Below are 26,402 nucleotides of genomic sequence, written 5' to 3' on the forward strand. Positions count from 1 at the left end.
CCTAGAGGCAACTCATCCTGCGTGGCCAAACGACGCAAGCCTGATCAACTTGGCCAGAGGCAGTGCCGACGGACTGCCACCGTCACTCATCACCCTTCCAGTTGAACACCAGATTACGCACGTTATCCTTGCCGACATCTGTCGTGTCGCGCTTTGTCTCACCGTGACGGGTGGCGACCACGGTGTACTTGCCAGCAGGTAACTGGACATAAACCAGCGGCCCTGCCTGACTGAGTGTCAGCACTGATTGACCTTGCGTACTCTGGATAACCAATTCCACATCCGGCACATATTTGCCTTCCGACCCAGTAGTAAAGGTCATGTGCAGGTTGTAGCCGGTCGTTTGCTGAATGGCCTTCGTTTCATCCTCGCCAATACCGCCGGACAGATAGGCAATCCCATTCTGTTCCTGCCGCTGAATTTGCACGCCTGTGCTGTCGATGGGCTCGATGCTGGCGGGCCACGTCATGGAGGGAAACATCAGCACACCGACAGCGGCGATGGGCAACATGAGGGAATGGATGGACTTCATGATGGCGACTCCCGGGCTCCACGGAACCCAATCGTTAATCCATTTAGATTTCTTGTTGAATGCTCAAGTTTTAGATTGATTGGTACTTGGGCTCACTGCGAATCGGACTACACGTTGTATTCCTGAATCACGTGCTGCAGTCGGTTGGTTCCTGCAAAACGAATCCACCCCTTCCTTCCGCTTTTCCAGCCGCGCCCTGCATCGCCGACGAGTGCTTACTTGTCATTCTCTTTCGCCTGACTCTCCAGCTGCGGAAGACTCCATGAGCCTCGTCAAACCCGATAACACTCAAGATCCACAACTCACTTCACTGGTGGGCAATCTCGGCGAACTGATACGCCAGGCACGCCTTACGGTGCTTCGGGCGGTCGATACCGCTCAAGTGCACACCTGCTGGCAGATCGGGCGGCATATTGTCGAGTTCGAGCAGGAGGGGGCTCGGCGGGCCGAGTACGGCAAGCGCTTGCTTCCAACACTCGCCAAAGCCCTCACGGCACAGTTTGGAAAAGGCTTTGATGAGCGCAACCTGCGATATATGCGGGATTTCTATCAGACCTTTCGAATTTGGGACGCACTGCGTTCCGAATTGAGCTGGACCCACTACCGCAGGCTACTGCGTGTCGATAACGAACACGCACGCCACTGGTACATGAACGAATCGGCCATCCAGAACTGGTCAAGCCGCGCCCTGGAGCGCCAGATCAATACCTTGTATTACGAACGACTGCTGGCAAGTCGTGATCGCCCCGCCGTCAAACAGGAAGCAGCAACCAACCTTCAGAACATGAACGCGCATCCTCGGGACTTCATCAGGGATCCGGTGATGCTGGAGTTTCTTGGATTACCCAATGCGGGGCTGACCCAGGAAACCGATCTCGAACAAGCACTGATCCATCAGCTTCAAGCGTTCCTGCTTGAACTGGGCAAAGGCTTTGCCTTCATTGCCCGCCAACAACGCATCAGCACCGAAAGCAAAGATTTCTACATCGACCTGGTGTTCTACAACTACCTGCTCAAATGCTTCGTCATCTTCGATCTCAAACGCGGCGAACTGACTCACCAGGATGTAGGGCAGATGGACATGTACGTGCGCATGTACGACGACCTCAAACGCGGGCCGGAAGATGGCCCGACCGTCGGCATCATCCTTTGTGCGCAGAAGGACGACTCCGTGGTGCGGTACTCGGTGCTAGAGGGAAATGAACAGCTGTTCGCCAGCAAATACAAACTGGTGCTGCCGAGCGAGGAGGAACTTCGAGCGGAAATGGATCGGGAGCGGGCAGCTTTAGAGGTGCGACTGTCGAATCAGAAGCTCCGATAAATACGCGCGGATTGTCCATTAGCGAGGCGAAGACTATCGTTAGCAGCTACCCGCAAAGGTCCGGAAAAGATGAATCTGCAGGACACGTCCGCACTGCCGTCCGCTCAGATCGAGTCGCCATTGCCTACGGCCACTCCCGGCGAACCCTTCAAGGAAGCGGCCGCTGACGGTTTCATCCTTGGCGGTTTTACCTGGCAGCACGCCTTGCTGGACACAACCCGCCCGGTAGTCATCATCAACGCCGCCACTTCCGTGCGTTGCCGTCACTACTCGCGTTTCGCTGATTACCTGTTTGCCAACGGCTTCGACGTGATCACGTTTGACTACCGAGGCATCGGTGAATCACGCCCGGCATCGCTCAAGGAACTCGACGCCTCATGGACCGACTGGGGATCGCTGGACTTTGAAGCGATGCTCAGGCGCGCTCAGCGTGAATTCCCCGGACAACCCATCGATGTCGTCGGCCACAGCTTTGGCGGCTGCGCAGCAGGCCTGGGAGCCTCAGGACATGTAATCCGGCATTTGGTCACCGTAGGTGCCCAGTTTGCTTACTGGCGCGACTATGCGCCCGCCCATCGCTGGAGAATGTTCGGCAAGTGGCACCTGGTAATGCCTCTCGTCACGATGATTTACGGCTATTTCCCCGGCAAACGCCTCGGCTGGCTGGAAGATACACCCGCTGGCGTCGTCCGTGACTGGAGCACGCCCACCGATCGCTACGAGAAGCGCCCCAGCGGCCGCCTGGCCCACACAACACACGGCCAACTGCCGTTCGCCAGGGTCAGCGCAAAAACCCTCGCCATCAGCATCAGCGACGATCCTTACGGCACCATCGCGGCCATCGAGCGTCTGCTCGATTACTTCACCCACAGCACAAATACTCACTTGCGAATCGAGCCACATGACATCGGCGAAGAAGAAGTCGGACATTTCGCCTTTTTTCGCAGCGCATACCAAGCCACACTATGGCCCATTGCATTGTCCTGGCTGCAGACCGGCGAACTGGCCCCCGACACACCCGGGCGGCGAGTGCCACGCAGCTGACGCCTGTGCCCACTCAACGAATTACGGAACGACGCTCATGGCCTCCGCCAACAAGCAGAACAAACGCGCCACCCGCGCCAAAGCCAAGGCCAAGCAGAACCGCACCCAACGGGCTGCCGCACCGGTCGAGCTGGACCCGAACGATGATCGCATCGACTTCGAATCGGTGGACCTGACCGAACTGTTCAAGAAAATGATCGACGCCGAGAAAACCAGCCAGCAAGCGATGTGCGTGGCCTTCCTCGAAGACCCGCTGCTGGAACTGGTGTACGAACAGGAAGGCGAAGAAGGCGCGATGGACTTTATCCTCGCGGCGCTGATCGAATATCGCCAATGGTCCACCGAAGTCGATGAAGCCGGCGCCCTGGCGTGGATTGAATCACCAGCCTTCCAGGCTGACTACGTGGCGGCGTCCGACGCCATCGCAGCCCAAACCCAACAGAAACCGAACTGAGTTCCCATGGCCTCCCTGAACAAACAGCAAAAACGCGCCAAACGCGCCAAGATCAAAGCCAAGCAAATCAATATCCACGGCCGCAAACCTGCCGCACTGGACGATGACCTGGGGGAAATCGGCGAGCCGATCCCGGAATACACCCTGGCGATGTTCAGCAAAATGCGCGACGCGGAAGCCATCAGCCGTGGCGACATGCTGAAGATCCTGCTGTCGGACCTCGCCGGGATCATCAGCGACCATCCAGAATTGCTGGACATGGAAAACGCCGACAACGAAGCCATGGCCGCCACTCACCTGGCCGCCGACATGCTGATCGACTACCGCATGTGGACCGATGGCATGGACCGCGATACCGCACAGGCCTGGCTGACCGATCCACAGTTCATCACCGACTTCGGCGATGCGCTGGACAGCTATCGCCAGGCGCTGGATGCGCAGGAAGAAAAGGCCGAGTAAGTACTCGCCTTCGCAAACAAAAACGGCCGCTTGTCATCACTGACAGCGGCCGTTTTTTTTGTAACTTTCAACACCACAATCAGGCAGCAACACCTTCCAGACGCGGGATTTCAAAACCCAGTTTGGCGCTGGCATAACCCAGTTCGCCTTTAGCGATGGACTGAGCCTTGAAGCCTGCAGCGATCAGGTCCTGCACATACAGCCTGTTGTAGATGAACATGAAAACGAGGTTGCTGAGGCTGAACGTGAAGCAGGCAATAACGAACATGATCGCCGCCCACTTGATGTCACCGCGGAACAATGCCGGGAAAAAGCCGAAGAAAAACACGGTCCATGAGAAGCCGATTGGCGCTTCTTTCATGGCTCCGTTTTGAGGGTTTTTGAATACAACCGACGTAAACGCCATGCCTGACTCCTTGATGCCCCGATGGGTTGGCTGAATGACCGGGCTAGCTCCATGCAGCTCTTTAAACGGCAAACACACGCAAATGCATCGTGACTGACGTCAGATGAGAGAGCAGGCAAGGAAGGGTCGAGGGCTGTAGCCAGGGAAGGCTGGTGGTGTCGAACAATCCATGTCCTGAAACTCCATCGCATCCCGCAACAGCGAGATACACATTCGACGAGAAGGCTACTATCTCGCCATCATCGTGTCCATCAGATAGCCAGACGATCAATCGACTGATTGAAAGCAAAAACGACCGCGATCATTGCTGAAGGCGGTCGTTTTTGATGTTTCACCCGCACCAGGGTGCGTTTAGATCACTCAGCGAACTACCGCTGCAATCAACTGCTCGTTGCGACGACGGCGGGCGACAAACAAGCCCGCAGCCACGACCAGCAAGCTCAGCAGGCCGGTCGCGAGGATTTCCACGCGATGGGCTTCCTGGAACAGCATGATGGTCAGTGCGCCAACGATGAACACGATCACCGCGTAGGTCAGGCCCGGGAACAGCCACATGCTGAAGGCGATTTTCTCGCCGCGCGCCATGCGCTGCTTGCGCATACGCAGTTGCGAGAAGGCGATCACCAGGTACACCAGCAACGCGATTGCGCCGGAGCTTGCCAGCAGGAATTCGAACACGGCAGCCGGGGCCACGTAGTTCGCAAACACGGCCAGGAAGGCTGCGCCGGTGGACAACATGACGGCCCAGTACGGCGTGCCGCTCTTGTTGGTGCGTTGGGAAACGGCCGGTGCATCACCGCGCTTGCCCAGGGAGAACATCATGCGCGAAGCGGTGTACAGCGCCGAGTTCAGGCAGCTGGTCACAGCAACGAGTACGACGATGTCGACGATCAGCTTGGCGTTCGGGATGCCCATGCGCTCAAGGACGGTCTGGTACGAACCGACGCTGGCCAGAATCGGGTCGTTCCATGGCACCAGGGCCACAACGATGAAGATCGACACGAGGTAGAACAAGCCAATCCGCCAGATCACCGAATTGGTGGCCTTGGAGATTTGCTGGCCAGGGTTCTTCGACTCGGCGGCCGCGATGGTCACAATCTCAGTGCCCATGAACGAGAACATGGTCGTCAGAATCGCGCCCAACACCGCGCCCATGCCGTTTGGCAGGAAGCCCTGAGTGTCGAACAGATGCGAAACGCCGCTGACCTGGCTGTTCGGCAGGAAACCGAAGATCGCCATAATGCCGAGACCGATGAAACCGATGATCGCGATGACTTTGACCAGGGCGAACCAGAACTCGAACTCACCGTAGTTCTTCACGCTGAACAGGTTGGTCACCGTCAGCAGCAAGGTGATGATCAACGTGAACGCCCAGATGGCCACGTTGGGGAACCAGGCATGCAGGATAGTCGCGGCAGCGTTGGCCTCTAGCGGGATGACCAGGACCCAGAACCACCAGTAGAGCCAGCCAATGGTGAAGCCGGCCCAGTGACCGATCGCGCGATCGGCGTAAGTCGAGAAGGAGCCGGTGTCCGGAGAAGCTACGGCCATTTCGCCGAGCATGCGCATCACCAGTACCACCAGGGCACCGGCGGCAGCGTAGGCCAACAGCACGGCTGGGCCTGCAGCGGCGATGGCGTGGCCCGAGCCGACGAACAGGCCGGCGCCGATAACACCGGCGATCGACAACATAGTCACATGACGCGGTTTGAGCCCCTGTTCGAGGCCATTAGAGCTTTGGGTACTGCTCATTGAAACTACCTTTGTAAGGGAAAGCGATTTGCATACATCCCGCTCGGTGATCCTTCTCGTAAAAAGAAACCAACGGGGCGTTTCGAAATCTGCACGCAATATTTGCGCCAAAATGTTTCAAAACCGTCTACCACGGTGATCTCGTCTTGACCGGACAGTCATCGCAAGTCATTGAGAATAATGGCAATTCGCCAGAACGTTACCCTGCGACTCACTTTAAAGAGCGAGCTGGCGCACCGGAAACACACCCAAAAATCTCCTGATGCACAATAAACGTGCACAGGAGGAACGTTTGGCCGGTTAGCGCTTCCAACACCCCGCCAAAGCTGGCAACATCGCGCCCTTTTTTGGGACAGCCCCGCCCTTTTTATCAACAGGCAGGGTTCAAACGGCTGTTCGGTTGATAGCAGCGCGACAGTCTGCTGTACCGATGCGACAACCTGCCATACGCCACCCGTTTACCGCCCGAAGCGCTGTTGGCTGCCATTCAGACGCTATGCTAGCTTGGCCGCCTCGCCAGGAAGGCCACCAACAGCAGGAGCGAAACACTATGAGGAACGCACATGGCTGAGGCCACGCCCGCGCTTGAAATTCGCAACTTGCACAAACGCTACGGACAGCTTGAGGTGCTCAAAGGCATCTCGCTGACCGCCCGCGACGGCGACGTGATCTCGATCCTGGGTTCTTCCGGTTCCGGCAAGTCCACGTTCCTGCGTTGCATCAACCTGCTGGAAAATCCGCACCAGGGCCAGATCCTGGTAGCCGGCGAAGAACTCAAGCTCAAAGCCGCCAAGAACGGCGAACTGGTCGCCGCCGACGGCAAGCAGATCAATCGCTTGCGCAGCGAGATCGGTTTTGTATTTCAAAACTTTAATCTCTGGCCGCACATGAGCGTGCTCGACAACATCATCGAAGCGCCGCGCCGCGTACTCGGCCAGAGCAAGGCCGAAGCCATCGAAGTCGCCGAAGCCTTGCTGGCCAAGGTCGGCATCGCTGACAAACGCCACGCCTACCCGGCGCAACTGTCCGGCGGCCAGCAGCAACGCGCCGCCATCGCCCGCACACTGGCGATGCAGCCCAAGGTGATCCTGTTCGACGAACCAACCTCCGCCCTTGACCCGGAAATGGTCCAGGAAGTACTTAATGTCATCCGCGCACTGGCCGAAGAAGGCCGCACCATGCTGCTGGTCACCCATGAAATGGGCTTCGCCCGTCAGGTTTCCAGCGAGGTGGTGTTCCTCCACCAGGGCCTGGTAGAAGAGCAAGGATCGCCACAGCAGGTGTTCGATAACCCGCTTTCGGCACGCTGCAAACAATTCATGTCCAGCAACCGCTAACGGAGCTACCCGCATGCAGAACTACAAAAAGGTCTTCCTGGCCGCCGCCGTCACCCTGGCCTTCAGCGCCGGTGCCATGGCCGAAACCTTGAAGATGGGCATCGAAGCGGCCTACCCGCCGTTCAACAACAAAGATGCCAGTGGCAATGTCGTCGGCTTCGACAAAGAAATTGGCGACGCCCTGTGCGCCAAGATGAAAGTCGAGTGCACCGTGGTCACGTCCGACTGGGACGGCATCATCCCGGCCCTGAACGCCAAGAAGTTCGACTTCCTGATCTCCTCGATGTCGATCACCGACGAGCGCAAGCAAGCGGTGGACTTCACCGACCCGTACTACTCCAACAAGCTGCAATTCATCGCGCCGAAGGACAAAGAGTTCAAAACCGACAAGGAATCCCTGCAAGGCAAAGTGATCGGCGCACAACGTGCGACCCTCGCTGGCACCTGGATGGAAGACCACATGCCCGGCGTTGAAGTCAAACTCTACGACACCCAGGAAAACGCTTACCTGGACCTGACCTCCGGTCGTCTGGACGGCATCCTGGCGGACAAATACGTCAACTACGAGTGGCTGAAAAGCGACGCCGGCCGTTCGTATGAGTTCAAGGGCGACCCGGTGGAAGAAAGCGACAAGATCGGTATCGCTGTACGTAAAGGCGACACCTTGCGTACGAAGCTGAACCTGGCCCTGAAAGAAATCGTTGAAGACGGCACTTACAAGAAGATCAACGACAAGTACTTCCCGTTCAGCATCTATTGATTCTGACCTGCCGGACCGGCGCCGTACTTTAACGGCGCCAGTCCCCGGCATTGCCTGCCGCGATTTGAAAAGAAATCCATGACTATCGATCTCTACGGATTCGGCCCGGCGCTCGCCGCTGGCGCGCTGATGACTGTGAAACTGGCACTCTCGGCCCTGTGCCTGGGGCTGGTGCTCGGTCTGCTCGGCGCCTTGGCCAAGACCTCCCCGTACAAGCCGTTGCAATGGCTTGGCGGCACTTATTCGACATTGGTTCGCGGCATCCCGGAATTGCTCTGGGTGCTGTTGATCTACTTCGGCACGGTCAACCTGATGCGTGCCCTGGGCGAGTTCTTCGGCAATCCCGACCTCGAACTGAATGCCTTCGCCGCCGGCGTGATTGCGCTGGGGCTGTGCTTTGGCGCGTACGCCACGGAAGTGTTTCGTGGCGCGATCCTGGCGATTCCCAAAGGGCACCGTGAAGCCGGCGTGGCCCTGGGCCTGTCGAAATTTCGCATCTTCACTCGACTGATCATGCCGCAGATGTGGCGCATCGCCCTGCCCGGCCTCGGCAACCTGTTCATGATCCTGATGAAGGACACCGCGCTGGTGTCGGTGATCGGCCTGGAAGAAATCATGCGTCACGCGCAAATCGGTGTGACCGTGTCCAAGCAACCGTTCACCTTCTATATGGTGGCCGCGTTCATGTACCTGGGCCTGACCGTGCTCGCCATGAGTGGCATGCACTTGATGGAAAAACGCGCCGCTCGCGGCTTCGCGAGGAGCACCCAATGAACTGGGAAATCATCATCAAATGGCTGCCGAAACTGGCCCAAGGTGCAACACTGACCTTGGAACTGGTGGCCATCGCCGTGATCGCCGGCTTACTGCTGGCAATTCCACTGGGCATCGCACGTTCGTCGCGTCTGTGGTGGGTGCGAGCATTTCCCTACGGCTACATCTTCTTTTTCCGTGGCACACCGTTGCTGGTTCAACTGTTCCTTGTCTATTACGGCTTGGCCCAGTTCGATGCGATCCGTAACAGCTCGATGTGGCCGTACCTGCGCGATCCGTTCTGGTGCGCCACCGCGACCATGACCCTGCACACGGCGGCGTACATCGCCGAGATCCTGCGCGGGGCGATTCAGGCGATCCCGCCGGGTGAGATCGAAGCGGCGCGGGCGCTGGGCATGTCCCGGGCCAAAGCACTGTTCTACATCATCCTGCCGCGTGCTGCGCGCATCGGCCTGCCGGCCTACAGCAACGAAGTGATCCTGATGCTCAAGGCCAGCGCCCTGGCCAGCACCGTGACCCTGCTGGAACTCACCGGCATGGCCCGCACCATCATTGCCCGGACCTACCTGCCAGTGGAGATCTTCTTCGCCGCGGGCATGTTCTATCTGCTGATGGCTTACGTGCTGGTGCGCGGCTTCAAGCTGCTGGAGCGCTGGTTGCGCGTCGATGCCTGCCAAGGGCGCTGATTCCCACGTGCTGACGGGCGAGGCCCTACTCGCCCGTTTCGCTGCGCTGGATGCTTTTCTGATTGAGCATCAGGCGCTGTGGAAACCTCGACCGTTTACTTATTTGCACCTTCCTTGGGAAGCGTCCTACCCGGAGTTGGCGCTTTGGCTACGCGGTCGGTCGCTGGAGGACGCGGAAAGCAGCCATAACGAACCGTGTTTGCTCGATGCGCCGCAGCCGTTTGCAACATTGGCGGCACTGTCGCTTGAGCTGAGTTCGGTGGGGGAACTGCCCGCTCATACACTAGAAGCCGCCGGGCACCGCTTGAATGTCGATGTGCCGGGCCGTAAGTGGCAGCAGATCGAAGCCTTCGCCAGTCGCTTGTCATTTGCCGCGCCACCGAAGCATTGGCTGGATTGGTGCTCGGGCAAGGGGCACTTGGGCCGACGCCTGCTGCAAACAGGGCAACAACTGACCTGCCTCGAATACGACCCGGCGCTGGTTTCCAGCGGCGAAGCGCTCAGCCAACGCCATCACCTGCATGCGCTGCATGTCGAACAGGATGTGCTCGCGCCAGACGCCACTTCTTTATTGAAGGCTGATCACACCCCCGTCGCATTGCATGCCTGTGGGGATCTGCACGTACGGTTGATCCAGCTCGCCAGCGCAGTAGGTTGTAAACAACTGGCCATTGCGCCGTGCTGCTATAACCGGATCAGTCTTGCTGCTTACCAGCCACTTTCCTCGGCCGGTGTGCGATCCGACCTACAACTTTCCCTCGACGATCTCTCACTGCCGATGAGCGAAACCGTCACCGCTGGTGCACGTGTCAGACGTCAGCGCGACAGCTCCATGGCCCGGCGCCTGGGTTTCGACCTGCTGCAACGGCAACTGCGCGGCATTGACGAATATCTGCCAACCCCTTCCCTGCCCAGCGCCTGGCTGGATAAATCCTTTGCCGATTACTGCCATCATCTGGCCGCACTCAAAGAGTTATCCACAATCGGCCCGCAAGATTGGTCAGGACTGGAAGCCGCAGGCTGGCAACGCCTGGCCGAAGTGCGCAATCTGGAGCTGCTGCGCGGCCTTTTCCGACGCCCGCTGGAGCTTTGGCTGGTGCTTGATCGGGCACTTTTCCTAAGCGACCAGGGTTACACCGTTCGCCTCGGCACCTTCTGCGAAACCCCGCTCACGCCGCGCAATTTCCTGCTGCTGGCGGAACGTCCTTAAATAATCGCAGCCTGTGGATAACTCTGTTGATGAAATTATCGTGGATCCAAGATAACCGCCTGTTTCAGCGCTGAAACGCAGTGTTCATTTTTCGTACACATTGCTAAAAAAATCGAAAAAACAGGTATTTGCGGATAAATGAGAACGGCTCCACAAAAAGCGTAATGAAGGCAGCAAGCCACCGCGCCCGTTGTGCATAAGCGTTCAATGCAAAGGACATAAGTGCCTAATCCGGGACGCCACTGGCGGAAAATTGCGCCGCTTCGCCACTCTTGTTATACAAACAGCCAACAGCGCCGACACCGCGGCCACGAACAAGAAAATCCGACCGACAGGATGCGACAGTGACGTTTATTTCCTACGCACAGAATTTCGAAGACATACGCCTGTGGCGCGCCCTCAAAACCGTTGAAAACGGCTTTTATATCGACGTCGGCGCCAACCACCCCACACACGACTCCGTGACCAAAGCCTTCTACGACCGTGGCTGGACCGGCATCAACGTCGAACCGATGCCCAATTACTACGAAGCCCTGCGCCAGGAACGTCCCAAAGATACCAACCTGCAATGCGTGGCCGGCGAAAGCGCCAACGACCTGACCTTTTACGGCATCGCCGGCACCGGCCTCTCAACGCTCGACCCGACCATTGCGCAAATGCACAAAGACGCCGGCATGGACGTGCGCAGCCAGACCGTCCAGTCCCGCACCCTGACCTCCATCTGCGAAGAACACGCCCAGGGCCGCCCGATTCACTTTCTGAAAATCGACGTCGAAGGCCACGAAGAAACTGTCCTGCGCGGCATGGACTTCACCCAATGGCGGCCGTGGGTCATCCTCATCGAAACCCCATGGGATCGCGACCAGACTTGGGAAACCCTCGTCACCGGCGCCGGCTACCACTCCATCCTGTTCGACGGCATCAACACCTACTACCTCGCCGAAGAACACCTGAACCTCAAACCCGCCTTCGACATCCCGCCGTGCAACCTGGACGAGTTCCAGTTCTGCAAAGGCCACAACTTCAGCCACCCCGTCAGCGACGCCGAACACCAGCTCGCCGCCGCCCTGCAACGCGCCGAACAGGCCGAAGCACAGCTGCGCGCGATGCAAAATAGTCGAGCCTGGAAAGCCATTCAGAAACTCAAGAAAACCCTGCTTGGCGCCTGACTTGAAGGCTGCGTAAAAATAGTCTGAATTCAGGGGTTTACAGAACCAATCCAATCGCTATAATCGTCGCCCTAACACGCCGGTATAGCTCAGTTGGTAGAGCAACTGACTTGTAATCAGTAGGTCCCGGGTTCGACTCCTGGTGCCGGCACCATACAAAACAAAGCCCTCGTAAAAATACGAGGGCTTTGTTGTTTCTGGGGGTTCGGAAACACGCCCCTGAAGGCCGCCACATTGCTGCGATAAGGCTAGTGTTCATCGGCAAATCAAACATTGCTGGTACGCCTACCCGTTACAATTTCACGTCAGCGCAACGTTGACGGGCTCTCACACCGACCTATAATGCACCCCAACACACCCGCCAAGCCTAGGTTGACTCAGTCAGCAAGCTCAAATCGTGCGGGTTTTTTTTGCCTGGAGAAAAGCTACATGAGGTCCTTCGACAAACCGGCCCTCAGCGTAGAACAGCAATTGGAACTGCTAAAGCAACGAGGCCTGAAAGTCGCCAATAACGACCGGGCCATGCGCTTCCTTGAAGTGGTCACGCTGTTTCGCCTGAGCCCTTACATGCGTCCCTTTCAAGAGCAAGGGCCTGAACACACCTTCAAACCCGGTAGCACTCTGAAAGCTGTGGTCGACATCTACCGATTCGATGGCTCGTTGCGTCGCATAACCATGGATGCCATCGAGCGAGTCGAGGTCGCCATACGAGCAAGTATCAGTAGCCATATGTGCCCCAAGTACGGGCCCGACTGGATTGCAGATGCCTCCGTATTTTCCTCTTCCTATTCGCATGCCGAACTTTTACGTCCCCTTCGGGAGCAATTGAGCAAAGAACGAAATAAATTCGGACGTGAAATGGATCGCATCAAAAAAGGTCGACGGGACGACGGCCTTCAGCAGCAGAGGATCGAAAACCGCATGCGTGATAACTATTTTCGATACTACGGCGCGACCTATACCCTCCCCGAATTGCCGCCCGCATGGGCGATTCTTGAAGAACTCAGCCTCGGAACGGTATCCACCCTCTTCAATGCCATAGGCAGAAGTGCCGACAAGAAAGCTATTGCGGCCAGATTCGGTCTGCCTTTCGATGTATTGGCTTCGTGGCTTCACACTCTGACCTTCATACGAAACTGTTGCGCGCATCATTCGCGGTTATGGAACAGAGAACTCTCGATTCGTCCCTCTCTACCCAAAGAGTGGAATATCCCAAATGCAGCCGCTAACAGGCCTCAGCCGAAGCAACGGCTTTATGTTGTATTGACGATGCTGGCATATCTAACCGATTTGATCAGTCCAGACAGTCGGTGGAAACCTCGCCTCGAAGAAATCATGAACCATCTAGAATCAACGAATTTGGGCCTGATGGGCTTTCCTATCGATTGGAAACGTCAACCGCAATGGCTCCTGGAATGAAACTCCTGAGCGAAAAAAAGGCCCTCGTAAAAATACGAGGGCTTTGTTGTTTCCGGTGTTTTGATTTTTATAAAGCAGGCACCAATCAATCAAACCCCATAGAAACCGAAAGCCCCTCCCAAGCATCAATCTCCCCCTGCAACCACGCAATCTTTTCCCGCACCAACCTCACCGCATCCTCACCCAGCAACAGATGAACCGGCGGCTTTTCCGCAGCCACCAAAGTCAGCAACGCCTGCGCAGCCTTGTGCGGATCGCCAGCCTGCCTACCACTCTTCTCTTCCCGCGCCTTGCGCACTGGATCGAACACCGCATCATAGTCACCCAAGGTGCGACCGGAACGGATCATCGAGCGCCCTGCCCAGTCGGTACGAAATGAGCCCGGAGCCACGGCGGTCACGTGGATGCCCAGGCTTTCGACTTCTTTGGCCAGCGCTTCGCTGATGCCTTCCAGGGCGAATTTGCTGCCGCTGTAGTAAGCGATGCCCGGTAAGGTGATGAACCCGGCCATGGAGGTGATGTTGACGATATGCCCGCTGCGTCGTTCGCGCATGCCGGGCAGCACCGCTTTGATCATTGCCACCGCGCCAAACACGTTGACGTCAAACTGCCGCTGCATTTCAGCCAGCGGCGATTCCTCGAGAATGCCTTCGTGACCATAGCCGGCGTTGTTTACCAGCACGTCTATCTGCCCCACTTCGCGCAGGATGTCAGCCACCAGCGGTTCGATTGCCGGGAAATCGGTGACGTCGAGCACGAACGCTTTAGCTCGATGGGCGTCCAGCGCTTCGAACGCGGCACGCTCGGATTCGCGCCGCACCGTGCCAACCACTGTGTGCCCTGCCGCCAGCGCTGCTTGCGAAAAGGCCAGGCCGAAACCTGAACTGACGCCGGTGATCAGGAAAACCTTGTGAACGTGGGTGTTCATGCTGCGTTCTCCAATAAAAACGCCGTCGATAGTGATCGACGGCGCTGTGGACAAGCTAACTCTGGTCTTAGTGACCGGCGCTCTGGCCGCCATCGACGTGCAGGATTTCGCCGGTGACGAAGTTGGCATTGTCCAGATACACGACCGCCTGAGCGATGTCGCTGATTTCGCCCATGTGGCCGACCGGGTGCAGATTGCCCAGCGCTTCATGGGTTTCTTCGCCGTGCATCGGGGTTTTGATGATGCCAGGGGAAACCGCGTTCACCCGAATCCCGCGCTTGGCGTACTCAATCGCCAGGGATTTGGTCGCTGCGTTCAAACCACCTTTGGTCAGCGAGGCCAGTACCGACGGCACACCGTCAATTGCGTGGTCTGTCAGGCTGGTGGTGATGTTGACGACGTGGCCTTTGCCCTGTTTTTCCATCTCGTTGATCGCGAGTTGGGTGATGTAGAAGAAGCCGTTCAGGTTCACCGACAGCACGTTGGCGTAGTCCTCGGCGGTGTACGCGGTGAACGGTTTGGCGATGAAGATACCGGCGTTGTTGACCAGCGTGTCGATGCGGCCAAAACGTGCGATGGCTTCACGGATGACTTGCTGTGCGACTTCCGGGTTGCCGATGTCGCCCGCCACGGTGAGGATGTCCGGGTCGGTGGACGGTTTGATCGAACGCGAAGTGGCGACAACTTTGTAATCCAGATCGCGGAAGGCTTTGACCATACCGGCGCCGAGGCCTTGGGATGCGCCAGTGATAACGATGACTTTTTTCGAATTGCTCATGATGAACCTCTACTCATTAATAATGGTTTGAAAAAGTAAGTAAAAATCAGGCTTCGGCGGGGGCCTTGGCCATTTGTCTCAACATTTGTTCGTAGTACTCGACCGACTGCGAACCAGACACCAGGTGACGACCGTTAAGCACCATGGCCGGGACCGAGTTAATGCCGTGCTGGCGGTAAAACGCTTCAAGCTCACGCACTTCTTTGGCAAACGCGCCGGACGCCAACACCTCTTGAGCAGCCGCCGCAACCAGTCCCGCTTCAGCCGCCAGACGAACCAGCGTCTCGCGATCACTCGGGTTCTGGCCGTCGGTGAAGTAAGCGCGGAGCAGGATTTTCTTGAGAGCGACCTGCCGCCCTTCCTGCAACGCCCACAACAGCAGCCGATGCGCATCAAACGTGTTGTAGAAGTGGGTGCGCTTCTCCAGATCGAACTTGAAACCGATGGCCGCGCCACGTTCGATCTGCATCGCTTTGCCGGCGGCGACGTCTTGGGCGGTTCGTCCATATTTGCGCATCAAATGCTCGACCGCTTTCTCACCGACCGCCGGCATGTCCGGGTTCAACTCGAAAGGCTTGTAGGTCAACTCCACCGAAATTTCGCCAGCCACGTTCTCGATCGCTTGCTCCAACGCCGTCGCGCCCAATGCGCACCACGGGCACACCACGTCGGAGATGAAATCGATGGAGACGGACGCGGTCATGACTTGCCCTCCGCCTCAGCCAGCTGCTTTCGATACTTGGTGGTGGTGATGCCGGCGTAGCCCCAGTTATCGGTGTCGACTTCTTCGATCACGATGTGGGTCAGGTGCGGATCCTTCTTCAGGACGCGTTCCAGGGTTTCAGTGATTTCAGCGATCACCTGAGCTTTCTGCTCAGAGGTAACGCCATCGCGAGTGATGCGTACGCTTACGAAAGGCATGAGGAATCTCCAAGTGACCTTCCCTTCGGAATGAATGGGTCGGCGTTGGAGCTCAATGTATGGAGTTCGCTGGAGGGGATAAAGGTGGGGGCGGGAACATCATTAGTTACTTGGTGTAATGGGTGCATCGGCACTGGAACAAAAAAGGTTTGCATCAAAAATGATGAGTCGCTAACCTCCATTTATCGTAAATTTTAGATATCAGCCGAAAAGGTGGATGCTCATGGCAATTCAATTCTTCGACAGCCCGTTCCATGTCACGCATGACGAGGAGGTCGCCAGCAAAATGGCTCTGAAAATGGAGCTGTCGATCTTCATCACTGACTGCATCAAAAAACTGGGCCTCAAACAGAGTGAGGCCGCAGCCAGGTTGAACGTCACCCAGTCACGCGTTTCAGAGCTCACCACTGGCAAGATCGAGAAATTCACGATCGATGCAATGATGGACATGCTGGATAAACTCGGCTTTCGCACCACGTTTACCTTGCCATCCAACGATGCCGACGCGTTACCTCAAATCGTCATTTCACAAGTTCACGCCTGCTAGACATTACATCCCATTTTCCGAAGCTCTCTTTTGAGCTCCTTCAAACGATCTTCTGCAACAGCCATTGCGTGACGATCAGTTCGATTGGTCGCTTTCACAAACAAACGAATTAAGGAAGAAACTGGTGTCCGTCTACTTCGTAATTATGCTTAGGGCATGAGAGTCAACTAACGGATAAAAGAGCAGGAGGAACTCCGAGATAGTATATCCAAGTCAGCACAGTCAATAGAAGCACATAATAAAATCCAAACCTGGCATAGTAGTTTAAATTTTCTTTAGAACATATTTTTTTAGGAGCCACAACTTTATTAAAATCGACATCCAGATGATTTTCATACTTAGCGAGTATAGAATAGTATTTTTTTACACTGTCGTTGTATTCATCATCTGACAACTCAATATCCCATTTGTTTTTCAAATAAGTAACCAGCTCATTAAGCTCCATACCGCAATCATGTTGTTTAGATGATTTCAAACTGAAATCACTCATAGTAATAGCTATAGAAAAACACAGCACAAGTATTGACAAAAATAGCTGACCAATATTTACCACATAATCACTAACAGCAAATTTCAAACCCACTGCTTGAACCATTGAGACAAGGATCAGCAGGATAGAAAATAAAGTAATGCTAAACAACGAAAGATTATTATGCAGAGTCAAACGGCGACTCGCTTGAAACCTTGATGCAACTGTTTTGGAAATCATTTGCCTTAAAGCATTACTATTGATATCTTTCATAAATAAAATTCTCTCGGCTACGGCTAACAAGGAGTGGTAATGTGATCGAGTCACCGTACACAGTTAGCAATATCATTAGATTCATCGCTAAATACCACCAAACAAATGTAGCCAAGCATAAAATAGAATATGAGAAAACCGCAAGAGAAATATTAAAGTCCATTGAAGAAAATTCCATTTTCATTAAAGCTACGAGCCGCTTCACTTTAAATGGAAAAGAAGTATCTAGCTACACTAGTGAGCATGCAGCCGTAACATCAAAACTCATCATAAGAAATCTAAAGCTAAATGCCAGACTTAGATTACCAAATCGCAGTGAAATAGTCGCCTCACTGATATCCTCTCTCCGGGACGGGGTTCCTTACAAGGTATATAGATACGACATCATCAGTTTTTACGAAAGTATAGATAGAGCCCGACTTTATAATCTTCTCGAAAAAAATTCATTATGCTCACACAAAACTTTGAGGTTAATAAAAAGCCTTTTTGAAATATTTCGCCATGAAGGAATAAAGGGGCTTCCAAGAGGACTTGATATCAGTGCATATTTATCAGAAATTTATCTGATGGAATTTGATGAGAGCATCAAAAAGCTGAGTCATGTTAGCTTTTACGCTAGGTTTGTAGATGACATTGTAATCATCACGAATAATATCTCAGATGAAGACATCACCCCAAACGTAAAAAGCATCTTGAGCCCTGAACTAACTCTTCATGATGAAAATGAGTACCAAAAACACAGTCATATTTTCCTAGAAAAATGCAGAGACTATTCGCTTTCAACCACAACATTCCAGCCTCTTAACTATTTAGGCTATTCGCTCAAGATATTCAATCACTACTGCTCCGATTCTGACTTCAGGTCTAAACGAAACATTGAAGTAGACATATCCACGAACAAAGTCACCAAAATAAAATCGCGAATATCTAGTTCACTGCTCTCCTATTGCTCATCAAAAAAAACGGAAACCGATTACAAGCTGCTTTTGAAAAGAGTTAAGGCCTTAACTGGCAACTATGAAATACATGCATCAGGCACCAATATCAAAATCAAAACTGGCATATATTATAATTATTTCCACAAAACACAAAAACCTAGGTGTGCTCTTAAAGAACTAGATAATAGTTTTAAACGGATATTATTCTCAAGAAGCCACCCTCTCTTCAATAAAATATCTCATGCCATAAGTTTGCAGCAAAGACGAGAGCTTTCAAAATTTAGCTTTTTTAACGGATTTCATGACAAAATTTATTACTCATTCAGTTATCAAGAATTGAATGAAATACGTAAAAACTGGAAATAACTATCGTGACTAAAAAAATCAAGCGAGTGAGAAAAACTGATTATGATCGCGTGGTTTTAACAGAGACATGTCCTTATGAAGTTCCTATAATTTTTGAAAACGTTGGAATCTATTCAATATTTAAAATTGCAACTGGAAAGATAGAAACCGGGCACCGCCTTACAAAAGATTTGATAGGAGCAATTATCAATAAAGACTTATCAGTTTTTACAACGCCCATGTCTTACAAAATAAGGAAAGATAGCACTTCTTTTAGGGAGCTTTCACTTCTTCATCCCGCCTCCCAATATGAAGCGGTTAAATTCTATGAAGAATTTCAACATAAAATAATACATCTTTGCAGCATGAGCGATTTTAGTATTCGGGCACCAAAAAAAATCGCAGGAAAATACTATAAAAAAAATAACGCCCAGATGGCTAACGAATTCAAAAGCGACAAAATGGTTGATTCGAAAAATGAAATCAACTACAAACATTTAACCTCATACTTTTCTTATCATGGATATAGACGCCTATATAACTTTTTTGACTCCTATGAGTTTATGCTGCTGGAACGCAAGTTTTCAGTCTTCTGGTCTCTAGATATAAGTAAGTGCTTCGATAGCATCTATACAGAATCAATAAACTGGTCAGTTCAAGATAAAGATTTCTTTAAGTTTAATTCAGATATAAAAAACACTTTCAGCTCAGTTTTTAGCAAGCTTATGGAGACGGCTAATTACGATGATTCATCAGGAATTTTAATAGGACCTGAAGTTAGCCGTATATTTGCAGAGATCATTTTCCAGAAAATTGATTGCAACATCAAAGAAAGCTTGGCCTCAAAGGAGTTGGAACAAGGTCGCGACTACGAAATCCGCAGATATGTGGATGACATTTACCTTTTCACGATGAGTGAAAGCACCTCTCAAATAATCCATAACACCATTGAGGAAAACGTTAAAGAATATAAACTGAGCTTAAACAAAGCCAAAACAATAAAAGTAAATCGACCCTTTGTAACAAAACAAACCCAAACAATGATGGAGGTAAAGTCAAAGCTAAGATCGCTAGAAAAACGATTAATTGAAAAGAAAATTAGTGAATTAAAACTATTCCCTAAAAGACTAATAAAGAAAAACTCTATAACAATCTCTTTTGCAAATGCGATTAAGTCGCTTTGCCTGGACGATTCAGCGTCTTACACTATGTCGTGTAATTTTCTTATTAAAGCGATGACAAATTTAATCGTTAGATTTTGCAGAAAAAATAAGAAACGCGAAATTGAAAGCAATCAACTGGTACTTTTTTCTGATTTTTTCTTAGTCATACTTGATTTGACATTTCACTTTTTTACGGTAAATCCGAGTCACTCTGGCGCAATTCAGCTTTGTAAAATGACTCATTTTATCGTTGATTTTTGTGACAATAAACTTGCAGATGAATCAGCATTAATAAAAGGTCAAATCCATAGTAAATGCCTAGAGTTTTTCCAAAGTAGCGAATTCTCCAAAATATCAAGAATTTACTCCGATACGACTTCAATCGAAACTTTAAATATTCTCATCGTATCAAGCTGCTTAGGAAAAGATTACTTACTCACGCAGAAGGAACTGATATCAATACTAAATATAAATACCAGCCGCAAGTTAAGTTACTTCGAAATAATTGTGCTGCTATACTACATAAAGCGAGACGAGGAATATTCTCTAATATACATAACGGTCGTAAGCGCCATAAAAGAGCACCTTAAAGATCTTTCCGATATAAAAACCTCCACGCACAAAGCTTATCTCTTCTTTGAATCGATAGCGTGCCCGTACATAGAATATGGCGAAAAGGTTAACTTCATGATCTGCGCCCTGGAAAACCTTAATTTAAGTAACAGCATGACTGTAGGTTACGATGCAATCCAGATCGTGGAAGATCTAGAGCCGTTGTCATTTTGCGGATCTTGGGATAAAGCCGCTATGATGAGTCTTCTAGAGAAAAAGGCATTGCAAAAAGGTTATTGATCGGGCAGGATTCACTTGCGCTCGCTGACTTTATTTTGAGCTTGGGCTTGCCCAAGATAAAAGATCGTAAGGTAGGAAAATTTCTATCTTACCCACTTCGGTGACCACACACTACAGTCAGCGCAGCGCATCCAGTTAACAAGAACATATTTCGAAAAAACTCGTATAAAGTGATATTCGTAAAATTCGTACTTTGACTCGATTTTAATAAAACTCGTACCCTTTCAATCCTAGTAACAACTTTCCCTACGCGCCATTTACCGGAATAATTCTACTTTCCATATTTGCAATGGGTTTCGCCGCTCTGACAATGATGCCAACATATGGGAAATAGATGTCTCTATCGGAAAACAGTTTTAGACACAAAAGTTAATTTATATACAAACCCCTGAAAGTCCTCGCCCAGTTATCAGCCATACTGATATTTCTTTCCCTCCGACTCGATAGTTAACGGTTTTTTTGAGATTGGGGCTTATGCCGATACAATGATTATTGACCAAACATAAAAATCCTTAAAGCTATGATCGTAGCCAGTACTTTGCCACGCTTGCAGCCACCTCCGTCACACGCTAACCTTCTTTCGTCGCTGCCAAATCAGCGACCGGGTGTAGGAACCCGAGTTAATCAAGGCGCAACAGCGCCTCACCAACGATTGCAGGCGCTTTTTTGTGTCTGCGATATCGTGCAATGGTGGCTGTGCGCGGGACACCTTCGGGTGTGCCGGGTGCCTTGATTCCCGGTTTTCCTACCCCGCGTACGGCCGCCACCCAATCCCGTAGGAAAGGACGGTAGCGGCTCCCGACAGTCAAGGAGCTAGACAATGCACACAATCAATCCGTACAAAATCAGTATCCCCACTACCCTCGCTATAATTCCGCAAGTCCCCACCGACGACTGCCAAGCAGCTGGAGGTGCCCAATGACCAACCCCAAAGACCTCAAAACCATCGGCCTGACCCCCTTCTCCTACCACGCTAACGAACCGCTCTTTCGCATCAACGCCGGCGTCCCGGTGATCGAAGCCCTGTCCCATGCCTCCGACCTGCTCCACGTCGCCAAACTACTCGCCTCGGACGCGGCCATGGTTCGCGATACCGACCGGCATGCCTGGGCATCGCATTATTTGCAGGATATGAGTAAGGCGATCATTGATGATGTGGTGAAGGTGCTCGATGCACCGTGTAACAACCAAGCCACTAACGCCGTAACCTGATCTAAATCGCACGCATAAAAAAGCCCCGAATCAATCGGGGCTTTTTGTTGCGGTCAGGAAAGAGGCGCAGAGACTCGGCGCGCAGGAGATCGCCAAGATCGCAGCCTTCGGTAGCTCTTACATTGACTGGGTATCGACCGTTTCCACGGTGATCTGCTTGTTCGCCCGAAACGGCGCAAGCGCCGCCTCATCCGCCGAAGCCCCGGTAATCAACCGCCACTCCCGCTCAATCGGCGTCCAATGCTGTTGCCTGGCTCGCCCAAGCTTGTCCGTGTCGGCGAGGACAACTATCTGCGCCGCCCGCTTGATGATGCATTCCTTCAAATACGCCTGCTGCGCACTCGCCTCACACAACCCAAACTCCGCAACAACACCATCCGCACCCAAAAAGGCCTTGTCGACACTCAACCGGCTCAACGTTAGTTCCGCCAACGGCCCTAACGTGCTCATGCTCGAACCGCGCAAATCGCCGCCGATCAACGTCAGGCGTACGCCCGGCGCATTGGCCAAGGTCATCACCGCCAGCAGGTTATTGGTCACCACATGCACGTCTTGTCGCGAGCACAAGTGATGGGCCAGCGCAGCGCACGTGGTGCCGCCGTCGAGCAGGACGGTATCGCCGTCCTGGACGTGCGCCGCTGCTGCCTGGGCGATGGCGTCTTTTTGTTCCCACTGAGAGGTTTTGCGTTCTTCAAGCGAAGCTTCCGGCTCATGTACGCCGATCACCGCAGTCGCGCCGCCATAGGTGCGCACCAGGTGCCGCTGTTTGGCGAGCATGGTCAGGTCGCGTCGCACCGTGGCTTCCGAGACTCCGAGCGCCGCGCTCAATTGCTCGACGTTGGCATCGCCAATACGTACGAGATCGAGGATGGCGCGGTGGCGTTCGGAGGCTTTCATGGCGGGTCTCGTTGTGTGGACGGTGGTCGATCTTACACGACCACGCCCCTGCGCCTCATCCCCGTCGCGTGGCAAGCTCGGCGCCTTGGCGCAGTGCTTCGAGCAGGCTGCGTTCATCGGCGATGCCTTTGCCGGCGATATCAAATGCAGTGCCGTGGTCGACCGAGGTGCGGATCACGTCCAGACCCACGGTGACGTTTACGCCCGCTTCCAGACCGAGCACTTTGACCGGGCCGTGACCCTGGTCGTGATACATCGCCACCACCAGATCGAAGTCGCCGCGTCCGGCGCGGAAGAACAGCGTGTCGGCGGGCAATGGGCCGGTGACGTCGAGGCCGCGTTCCTGCAACAGCTTCACCGCCGGGATGATTTTTTCTTCTTCTTCGCCATAACCGAACAAGCCGTTTTCACCGGCATGCGGATTTATCCCGCACACGCCGATGCGTGGCTTGGCGATGCCAGCCTTGATCAGTGTCTCGTTGCCGCGCTCGATAGTGCGCTGGACCAAGCCCGGCTCGATCTTGCGGATCGCGTCGATGATGCCGATGTGAGTCGTAACGTGAATAACGCGCAGTTGCGGCGCCACGAGCATCATCGAGACTTCGTCGACGTTGGTCAGGTGCGCGAGCATTTCGGTGTGGCCGGGGTATTTGTGGCCGCCGGCGTGCAGCGCTTCCTTGTTCAGCGGCGCGGTGCAGATCGCATCGATCTGGCCAGCCTCGGCGAGTTGCACGGCACGGGCAATGTATTGATAAGCAGCGTCGCCGGCGATAGGCGACAACACGCCGAACGGCAGGTCGTCGGGAATCAGGTCGAGATCGATGCAGTCAATGGTGCCGGCTTCGTACAAGGCTTGGGAGGCGTCTTCAATGCGGCGCACTTTGGCGCTGCCGCCGACGATGACGTTGGCTTGTTCGAGGCGACGGGCATCGCCGATCACCAGCGGCCGGCATTGTTGGTAGACGATGTCATGAGTCAGGCTCTTGACGATGATTTCCGGGCCAACACCGGTGGCGTCGCCCATGGTGATGCCGATGACAGGCAGGTAGTTAGTCATAGTGTTCATTGGAGTCCTTGGATTCGTGTGCGTGTGGGCGGGGAGCGATCGGCGCAGTCGCTCAGGTGTTGCCATGCCGCATACAAGGCGTGATCGGTGCCGAACGCGCCTGCCTTGGTAACGATGCCGGGACGATGCCCTTGCCGGGAAACGGTCGGGCGGGCGAAGGCGACGCCGGCTTCGATTTCCGTTAGCAGTTGCAGGCTGTCGATGCCGACGGTAGTCAATATTGCTCGCGCGGTTTCGCCGCCGGTGGCGATCAGGCCGCCGACCTTGGCGAAGTGCGGTTCAACCAGCACAGCCAGCATGGTCGAAAGTTGTGCGCCCTCTTGGGGATCGAAGGCTTCATCGCGGCCGATGCGCAACAGCAGATCACTCCAGCCGTCCAGTTGTTCGCCGATGCGCGATTGCCACATCGACCAATCGCCATGGGTTGTGCCCTGGCGAAGGACTTCTGGCGGGACAACCAATTCGCTGACGCCGCCACGTTCTTTGAGCAACGCGCACTGGCGCTCGCAGACACCGGAAAGGCTGCCGACGAGAATCAGGATCGGCGCCTGGCTTTTTTCCAGGGCTGCGGGTTCGACGGCCGTGAACCGTGCTTCGCAGAAGTCCGGAAGACTGGCGATTTCCCGTGCAAGGCCACCTGAGCCGATCCAGAACAGCGGCTGATCCATCGATGCGGTCAGGCGAGCGAGAGTCAGCAGGTCGTCTTCTGTTTGTGCGTCGACGATCAACGCTTGCGTGCCGCTGCGGGCGACCTCGGCAATGTGTCGGGTCAAGGCATGTTCATCGCCGCGCAGGGTGTCGAGGTTCAGTTTCGCCGTGCTCAGGCCTGCAGCGACCAGCATCGCTTCGACATCGGCCGGGCGGTCGGCGTTTTCCAGTTTCCAGGTGTCGGTGGTCTCCAGCGGCTGACCATTTACGAACACCCGGCCACCCAGCAACGTACGCCCGGTGGCGGGAAACGCCGGGGCGACGATGGCCAGGCCCGCCAGCGGTTGCAGGGCGGCGACTTCAGCCGCCCAATTGCCGCGCAGCGTCGAATCGATTTTTTTGTACAGCCGTTGCCCGGGTTGATGCAGCACTTTGAACGCGGCGACGGTACGTTCGGCGGCCCGCGCCGGTGAAAGGCGCCGGGTGTCCGTGTCGGCGGCAATCACTTGGGCGTCAGCCTTGTCATTCAAGGGGTCGAGGGTGACGACGGTTTCCATCCCCATGCTGGCAAAGCCGATGGCGCAATCCGCTGCGCCGGACAGATCGTCGGCGATGATCAGCAGCCTCATCGCAAGATCTCCTGCTTATGAGGTTCGAGTGCGGGCTCCGGGATGACGACAGGTTTACGTTGCTGCACGCGTTTGGCGACGGCGGCGGTAAGCAGTGGCGCGAGAATCGCGGTGACCACGACGCAAGCGGCCACCAGAATGGTCGCGCTCTTGGCCGCTTCGGCGTACACCGGATTGGCTGCGGCTATCAACGCAGGCACGGCGGCCGCGTTCCCGGCGGTAGTGGCTGCGGCAACACCGGCGACGCCCGTGCCACCGGTCAGGCGGTCAGCGAAGAACAGCGGGATACCGGTCACTACGACCACCGCCACGCCCATGCCCAGACCCAGCAAACCGGCCTGCCAGACATTATGCAGATCCAGGCTGGCGCCCAATGCCAGGGCGAAAAACGGAATCATGACCGGAACAGCCTTGGCCAGGAAATCGCGCATGTCACGGTCGAGATTGCCCAACAGCATGCCAAAGGCAAGCGGCAGGATACTGCCCACCAGCGTCGGCCACGGGAACGCCGACAGGCCGGCGATACCCAGTGTGACCATCGTCAGAAAGGGCCCGGACTCCAGCGACATCACCGAATAGGCGCCGACGTCTTCAGATCGACCGTATTGCCCCATCAGCGCCATGTACAAGCCGCCGTTGGTGTCGTTCATCGCGGCAACCACCGCCAGGGTCGATACACCAGCGAAGAGACCCGATGAAATCGGCTGCTCGCCCAAAAAGTGCCCAAGCACAATACCAATCAGAACGGCGATGCCGACTTTCGTCGCCAACAGCGTACCGCCCTTCTTGAGCAGGTAAGGCGTGGCCTTGATATTGATGCTCGCGCCCATGCAGACATAGAACACCGCGAGGATGGGTAACGCCCCGGTGAACAGTGCATTGGTGAAAGAGCCGAAAAACTTCGGTGTGTCGGGAAGGAAGGTAGCCACCAGCGAACCGATCAGCAGCGGGACAATCATCATGCCGCCAGGGATGCGTTCTATGGTGCGCTTGATAGGGATCTGGGCCACGAGGGTCTCCTTTTATAATTGTTTGGTAAGACGTTTGTCACCTCGAACTGACTGAACCGATCATTTTGTGATTGGTTTAGTCAAAATAATCTTAGGCGCTCGGTACGAATTGCGCAAACCAATCATTCAAATGATCGTTTTGATCATTTGTGGAAGGACTGATGTGACAGGCTGCTCATTCCCTCCCTTTATAGGAAGCGCATTGAAACAAGCATCATCGATACAGAGAATCGACCCAAGAGCGCGAAACCGACTGCCTTCAGGTGGCGAAAGTCGGCGTTAGGAACCCCGTTGATGACTTGAATATCAGCGCTAGGGTTAGACCTCTTTGAAAAGCAGCCTTTAAGGCTGCTTTTTTATTGGCGAAAAAAAGCCCCAATCAGTCGGGGCTTTTTCTGTATGT

The 26,402-nt window shown here is 54.1% G+C and carries 27 protein-coding genes and 1 tRNA gene; 16 read left to right on the plus strand and 12 right to left on the minus strand.

The features are described 5' to 3' along the window. Positions 1-82: 82 nt before the first annotated feature. Positions 83-532 (minus strand): carboxypeptidase regulatory-like domain-containing protein, encoded by a 450-nt coding sequence (locus ACM6I0_RS03175; protein ID WP_285433461.1) that lies wholly within the window; start codon positions 530-532, stop codon positions 83-85. A 262-nt stretch (positions 533-794) separates the two neighbouring features. On the opposite strand from ACM6I0_RS03175, the gene ACM6I0_RS03180 reads away from it, so the two are divergent. The 4 genes from ACM6I0_RS03180 to ACM6I0_RS03195 all read left to right on the plus strand — a co-directional run bounded on the left by ACM6I0_RS03180 (position 795) and on the right by ACM6I0_RS03195 (position 3,810). Continuing rightward, positions 795-1,853: a PDDEXK nuclease domain-containing protein gene (locus tag ACM6I0_RS03180; protein WP_414921427.1), complete on the plus strand. Its 1,059-nt coding sequence runs from the start codon at positions 795-797 to the stop codon at positions 1,851-1,853. Positions 1,854-1,922: 69 nt separating this feature from the next. Continuing rightward, on the plus strand, positions 1,923-2,897 hold the full coding sequence (locus tag ACM6I0_RS03185; protein ID WP_414921428.1) for an alpha/beta fold hydrolase: 975 nt from the start codon (positions 1,923-1,925) through the stop codon (positions 2,895-2,897). Positions 2,898-2,934: 37 nt separating this feature from the next. After that, complete coding sequence (locus ACM6I0_RS03190) at positions 2,935-3,351, plus strand: hypothetical protein (RefSeq protein ID WP_222589373.1); 417 nt, start codon at positions 2,935-2,937, stop codon at positions 3,349-3,351. Positions 3,352-3,357: 6 nt separating this feature from the next. Then, entirely contained in the window at positions 3,358-3,810 is a 453-nt protein-coding gene (locus tag ACM6I0_RS03195; RefSeq protein ID WP_090176806.1) for a hypothetical protein, read from the plus strand. Between the two features lie 79 nt (positions 3,811-3,889). Here the strand turns inward: ACM6I0_RS03195 and ACM6I0_RS03200 are convergent, their stop codons facing one another. Together ACM6I0_RS03200 and gabP are read right to left on the minus strand one after the other, a co-directional pair. After that, on the minus strand, positions 3,890-4,216 hold the full coding sequence (locus ACM6I0_RS03200; RefSeq protein WP_414921429.1) for a hypothetical protein: 327 nt from the start codon (positions 4,214-4,216) through the stop codon (positions 3,890-3,892). A 360-nt stretch (positions 4,217-4,576) separates the two neighbouring features. Further along, positions 4,577-5,968 (minus strand): GABA permease, encoded by a 1,392-nt coding sequence (gene gabP / locus ACM6I0_RS03205; RefSeq protein WP_285433455.1) that lies wholly within the window; start codon positions 5,966-5,968, stop codon positions 4,577-4,579. A 563-nt stretch (positions 5,969-6,531) separates the two neighbouring features. Here gabP and ACM6I0_RS03210 point away from each other — a divergent pair. From ACM6I0_RS03210 to ACM6I0_RS03245, 8 genes are all read left to right on the plus strand, one after another. Then, on the plus strand, positions 6,532-7,305 hold the full coding sequence (locus ACM6I0_RS03210; protein WP_027922189.1) for an ABC transporter ATP-binding protein: 774 nt from the start codon (positions 6,532-6,534) through the stop codon (positions 7,303-7,305). A gap of 13 nt (positions 7,306-7,318) precedes the next feature. Further along, on the plus strand, positions 7,319-8,065 hold the full coding sequence (locus tag ACM6I0_RS03215) for an ABC transporter substrate-binding protein (protein WP_222589371.1): 747 nt from the start codon (positions 7,319-7,321) through the stop codon (positions 8,063-8,065). Between the two features lie 78 nt (positions 8,066-8,143). Next, positions 8,144-8,839 carry an ABC transporter permease gene (locus ACM6I0_RS03220; protein WP_090176818.1) on the plus strand — a complete coding sequence of 232 codons (696 nt, stop codon included), beginning with the start codon at positions 8,144-8,146 and terminating at the stop codon, positions 8,837-8,839. Next, positions 8,836-9,525, plus strand: a complete 690-nt coding sequence (locus ACM6I0_RS03225; protein ID WP_208670505.1) for an ABC transporter permease — start codon at positions 8,836-8,838, stop codon at positions 9,523-9,525. Before ACM6I0_RS03220 ends, ACM6I0_RS03225 begins: the two co-directional genes overlap by 4 nt. Continuing rightward, on the plus strand, positions 9,506-10,735 hold the full coding sequence (locus ACM6I0_RS03230) for a methyltransferase (protein ID WP_414921430.1): 1,230 nt from the start codon (positions 9,506-9,508) through the stop codon (positions 10,733-10,735). Before ACM6I0_RS03225 ends, ACM6I0_RS03230 begins: the two co-directional genes overlap by 20 nt. 344 nt (positions 10,736-11,079) lie before the next feature. After that, positions 11,080-11,904: an FkbM family methyltransferase gene (locus ACM6I0_RS03235; protein WP_285433452.1), complete on the plus strand. Its 825-nt coding sequence runs from the start codon at positions 11,080-11,082 to the stop codon at positions 11,902-11,904. 78 nt (positions 11,905-11,982) lie between these two features. After that, a tRNA-Thr gene (locus tag ACM6I0_RS03240) sits at positions 11,983-12,058 on the plus strand. Between the two features lie 275 nt (positions 12,059-12,333). Further along, positions 12,334-13,323: an Abi family protein gene (locus ACM6I0_RS03245; RefSeq protein WP_414921431.1), complete on the plus strand. Its 990-nt coding sequence runs from the start codon at positions 12,334-12,336 to the stop codon at positions 13,321-13,323. A gap of 85 nt (positions 13,324-13,408) precedes the next feature. Here the strand turns inward: ACM6I0_RS03245 and ACM6I0_RS03250 are convergent, their stop codons facing one another. The 4 genes from ACM6I0_RS03250 to ACM6I0_RS03265 form a co-directional block, all read right to left on the minus strand. Beyond that, positions 13,409-14,251: an oxidoreductase gene (locus ACM6I0_RS03250; RefSeq protein WP_414921432.1), complete on the minus strand. Its 843-nt coding sequence runs from the start codon at positions 14,249-14,251 to the stop codon at positions 13,409-13,411. Positions 14,252-14,318: 67 nt separating this feature from the next. Beyond that, a complete protein-coding gene (locus ACM6I0_RS03255; RefSeq protein WP_414921433.1) occupies positions 14,319-15,029 on the minus strand; it encodes an SDR family NAD(P)-dependent oxidoreductase in 711 nt (236 codons plus the stop codon). 46 nt (positions 15,030-15,075) lie between these two features. Further along, complete coding sequence (locus tag ACM6I0_RS03260) at positions 15,076-15,732, minus strand: DsbA family oxidoreductase (protein WP_414921434.1); 657 nt, start codon at positions 15,730-15,732, stop codon at positions 15,076-15,078. Continuing rightward, the gene (locus ACM6I0_RS03265) at positions 15,729-15,950 is read right to left on the minus strand and encodes a tautomerase family protein (protein ID WP_027922199.1); all 222 of its coding nucleotides are present in this window, start codon (positions 15,948-15,950) and stop codon (positions 15,729-15,731) included. The genes ACM6I0_RS03260 and ACM6I0_RS03265 overlap by 4 nt, the downstream gene beginning before the upstream one ends. A 223-nt stretch (positions 15,951-16,173) precedes the next feature. Between ACM6I0_RS03265 and ACM6I0_RS03270 the strand changes: the two genes are divergently transcribed. Beyond that, positions 16,174-16,497: a helix-turn-helix domain-containing protein gene (locus ACM6I0_RS03270; protein WP_414921435.1), complete on the plus strand. Its 324-nt coding sequence runs from the start codon at positions 16,174-16,176 to the stop codon at positions 16,495-16,497. A gap of 163 nt (positions 16,498-16,660) precedes the next feature. Here ACM6I0_RS03270 and ACM6I0_RS03275 read toward each other — a convergent pair whose 3' ends face one another. After that, positions 16,661-17,239 carry an SLATT domain-containing protein gene (locus ACM6I0_RS03275; RefSeq protein ID WP_414921436.1) on the minus strand — a complete coding sequence of 193 codons (579 nt, stop codon included), beginning with the start codon at positions 17,237-17,239 and terminating at the stop codon, positions 16,661-16,663. Between the two features lie 41 nt (positions 17,240-17,280). On the opposite strand from ACM6I0_RS03275, the gene drt3a reads away from it, so the two are divergent. The 3 genes from drt3a to ACM6I0_RS03290 all read left to right on the plus strand — a co-directional run bounded on the left by drt3a (position 17,281) and on the right by ACM6I0_RS03290 (position 21,749). After that, entirely contained in the window at positions 17,281-18,543 is a 1,263-nt protein-coding gene (gene drt3a, locus ACM6I0_RS03280; protein ID WP_414921437.1) for an antiviral reverse transcriptase Drt3a, read from the plus strand. 5 nt (positions 18,544-18,548) lie between these two features. Then, positions 18,549-20,537 carry an antiviral reverse transcriptase Drt3b gene (gene drt3b, locus ACM6I0_RS03285; RefSeq protein WP_414921438.1) on the plus strand — a complete coding sequence of 663 codons (1,989 nt, stop codon included), beginning with the start codon at positions 18,549-18,551 and terminating at the stop codon, positions 20,535-20,537. Between the two features lie 918 nt (positions 20,538-21,455). Then, positions 21,456-21,749, plus strand: coding sequence for a DUF3077 domain-containing protein (locus ACM6I0_RS03290; protein ID WP_222589359.1), 294 nt, complete (start codon positions 21,456-21,458; stop codon positions 21,747-21,749). 117 nt (positions 21,750-21,866) lie between these two features. On the opposite strand, the gene ACM6I0_RS03295 is transcribed toward ACM6I0_RS03290, so the two are convergent. From ACM6I0_RS03295 to ACM6I0_RS03310, 4 genes are read right to left on the minus strand one after another with little or no spacing between them, the layout of a single operon-like run. Next, entirely contained in the window at positions 21,867-22,646 is a 780-nt protein-coding gene (locus ACM6I0_RS03295; RefSeq protein ID WP_414921439.1) for a DeoR/GlpR family DNA-binding transcription regulator, read from the minus strand. Positions 22,647-22,701: 55 nt separating this feature from the next. Continuing rightward, positions 22,702-23,703: a 4-hydroxythreonine-4-phosphate dehydrogenase PdxA gene (pdxA, locus tag ACM6I0_RS03300; protein WP_222590323.1), complete on the minus strand. Its 1,002-nt coding sequence runs from the start codon at positions 23,701-23,703 to the stop codon at positions 22,702-22,704. Between the two features lie 5 nt (positions 23,704-23,708). Then, positions 23,709-24,989: a four-carbon acid sugar kinase family protein gene (locus ACM6I0_RS03305; protein WP_259157278.1), complete on the minus strand. Its 1,281-nt coding sequence runs from the start codon at positions 24,987-24,989 to the stop codon at positions 23,709-23,711. Then, a complete protein-coding gene (locus ACM6I0_RS03310; RefSeq protein WP_414921440.1) occupies positions 24,986-25,999 on the minus strand; it encodes a 2-keto-3-deoxygluconate permease in 1,014 nt (337 codons plus the stop codon). Before ACM6I0_RS03310 ends, ACM6I0_RS03305 begins: the two co-directional genes overlap by 4 nt. Positions 26,000-26,402 lie beyond the last annotated feature (403 nt).

This window comes from Pseudomonas sp. IT-P294 (genome assembly GCF_949767865.1).
In the GTDB taxonomy this organism is placed as follows: Bacteria; Pseudomonadota; Gammaproteobacteria; order Pseudomonadales; family Pseudomonadaceae; genus Aquipseudomonas.